General features: G+C 39.1%; 1 protein-coding gene. It reads left to right on the top strand.

Annotated features, from left to right (window positions below; translation table 11 throughout):
• Positions 1-493 precede the first annotated feature (493 nt).
• The gene (locus OM074_RS21115) at positions 494-958 is read left to right on the top strand and encodes a helix-turn-helix domain-containing protein (protein ID WP_301202701.1); all 465 of its coding nucleotides are present in this window, start codon (positions 494-496) and stop codon (positions 956-958) included.
• Positions 959-1,109 lie beyond the last annotated feature (151 nt).

Here is a 1,109-nt window from a genome sequence, read left to right as displayed (position 1 = left end):
CATAACCGAACCCTATCCGAACACAACCCGAACAGCACCCGAACAAACCCGAGCGCTACCCGAACAATTCCCGAAGCCGTATCGAAAAAGCACCCAAAAAGCGATTTTTCAGAATAATTTTTGCCGATTTCGGCCATTTTCAGAATAATTTTCGGTGTTTTGGGGGATTTTTAGAATAATAGATACTTTTTTAAGCTTTTACGCTATACCATCACTAGAGACCATATTCTTAGTTAACAGTAATACTGGATATTCTTGAACATGCTGACCCCCTTTCCAGAAGCCAGTTCCTGCTAGGTTTTAGCATGACATTCCGGCGGATGCTGACCCCTTAAAATGATATTTGAGGATAAATATTGCTCTGTGACGTAAAAAAAAACGGAGCATATTGACCCCCTCTGCATCAATTGCTTTTCAAAAAAACGGAGCATATTGACCCCTTGGATTTAGGTTTAAATTAATTAGTAGATGTAACTACTAATTGATACTAAATATGGCAGGAAAACCTAAAAGAATGGGCCAAGTAAAACAAATACTACAATTACACAGTCAAGGGTGTGGCATTAAGACAATTGCCCGCAATTTGGACATAAGTAAGAACACGGTTAAGAGTTATCTGATTAAATACCGTAGTTCAAAGTTAAGCCTTAACACCCTGTTAAAGATGGAGGATCATGCACTTGAAAAGGTCTTTCATCCAGGTAATCCAGCATATAAAGATCAACGTTTTGAAGACCTAAAAAGTATGCTGGATTATTTTGAAACAGAGCTAAAGAAAGCAGGCGTAACCAAACAGTTGCTTTGGGAAGAATATCGCTTATCAAATCCATCAGGATACAGCTTAAGCCAGTTTAGTTATCATTTAGCCCAACACCTGCTTACAAAGAATCCATCAATGGTATTACACCATGAACCTGGAGAAAAACTATTTATAGACTATGCAGGCAAGAAGCTTTAAAACTTTGGAAAAGATTCTGGATTCTTCTTCAGGCCCCAATTTCATATCCCTGGCTATAAACGAAAAAAGGACAGCTTTCACTTGGAAAACTGTCCTTTTTTAAAAGTCGGCGGCGACCTACTCTCCCACAGTACGCAGTACCATCGGCGCT

This window comes from Plebeiibacterium marinum (assembly GCF_026013615.1).
Classification (GTDB): Bacteria; Bacteroidota; Bacteroidia; order Bacteroidales; family Marinilabiliaceae; genus Saccharicrinis; species Saccharicrinis marinus_A.
Note: the sequence above shows the minus strand (reverse complement) of the source record. Positions and strands in the feature narration are given on the sequence as shown.